The 1,403-nt window shown below is 64.5% G+C and carries 2 protein-coding genes; both read right to left on the reverse strand.

Annotation, left to right across the window (positions count from 1 at the left end):
• A partial coding sequence (locus tag PMN64_RS42820) for a DeoR family transcriptional regulator (protein ID WP_411785112.1) occupies positions 1 to 234 on the reverse strand: 234 nt, incomplete at its 3' end.
• A 151-nt stretch (positions 235 to 385) separates the two neighbouring features.
• The coding region (pdxA, locus tag PMN64_RS42825; RefSeq protein ID WP_411785113.1) for a 4-hydroxythreonine-4-phosphate dehydrogenase PdxA at positions 386 to 1,403 on the reverse strand (1,018 nt) is incomplete at its 5' end.

The following is a 1,403-nucleotide window of genomic DNA, read 5'->3' on the forward strand; positions in this document are numbered from 1 at the left end:
CTGTTTGCCCTGAACCGCGAGGCGCTGCTCGAGCGTCGTCTCGTTCGCGTGGGCGGTGAGAATGGCGCCGCCATAGGTGCGGCGCACGGCATTGTTCTTGGAAAGATGCTGCAAGTCGCGCCGCACGGTAGAGGCGGAGACGTCGAAGCGCCGCGCGAGATCGTCGACATCGATCTCTCCCGCGTTCAGTGCTTCCAACAGACGAGCGTGACGCTCCTTGCTGCGCATCGACATCGAACCTCAGCCTCCGGATCCATTGCCGTCAGCCGAGCTCGACCGTATCGGCTTCGCGGCACGGCCGATGGATACCACGATGCATCGGCCGCGCAATGTCAGCGCTTAACGCGCATCTCGCCCCTCATCCTGAGGAGCCCGCGCAGCCCCCTCAAGCCGCCTTCTTCGGCGCGAGATCGACCGCCTGCCGCAGCGCTTCGATCAGGCTGCGCTCGTCGGCGATGCCCTTGCCCGCGATGTCGAAGGCGGTCCCGTGATCGACCGAGGTGCGGATCACCGGCAGACCAACAGTGATGTTCACACCGGCTTCCAGCCCCAGCACCTTGATGGGTCCATGGCCCTGATCGTGATACATCGCGACCACCATGTCGTAGTCGCCGCGGCCGGCCAGGAAGAACAGCGTGTCGGCAGGCAAGGGGCCGTGCACGTCCCAGCCCTTGCGCTGACAGGCTTCCACAGCCGGCGCGATCTTCGCGGCTTCCTCGCCGCGACCGAACAACCCGTTCTCGCCGGCATGCGGATTGATGGCGCAGACGCCGATCTTCGGATTGGCGACGCCGGCGCGCACCAGCACGTCATGTCCGCGTGCGATGACACGCTCGACGAGGCCGGGCTCGATCTTCTCGATCGCATCGAGCAGGCCGATATGCGTGGTCACGTGAATGACGCGGAGTTTCGGCGACACCAGCATCATCGATACTTCCGGCGTGCCGGTCAGATGCGCCAGGAGCTCGGTATGGCCGGGATATTTGTGGCCGGCCGCATGCAGCGCTTCCTTGGAAAGCGGCGCGGTGCAGATGCCTTGCGCGAGGCCTGCCTGCACCACCTGCACGGCTTTCTCGATATAGCGATATGCCGCCTCACCTGCCGTCGCCGACACCTTGCCGAACGGCAGATCGTCCGGCACCAGCTTCAGGTCAACGCACTGCACGGCCTTCGACGCAAAATTCGCCTGCTTCGCGTCGCTCAACGCATCGACCTCAAGCGGCACGCCGACGATCTGACCGGCCTTGCGCAGACGGTTGGAGTCGCCGATCACCAGCGCATTGCAGATCGCCTGCACCTGAGGCTGCGCCAGCGCCTTCATGATCACCTCGGGCCCGATACCGGCCGGATCTCCCATGGTGATCGCAATGATCGGACGAGTCATATGAAACTTCCTCTGGTTC

This window comes from Bradyrhizobium sp. UFLA01-814 (assembly GCF_046718885.1).
GTDB lineage: Bacteria > Pseudomonadota > Alphaproteobacteria > Rhizobiales > Xanthobacteraceae > Bradyrhizobium > Bradyrhizobium elkanii.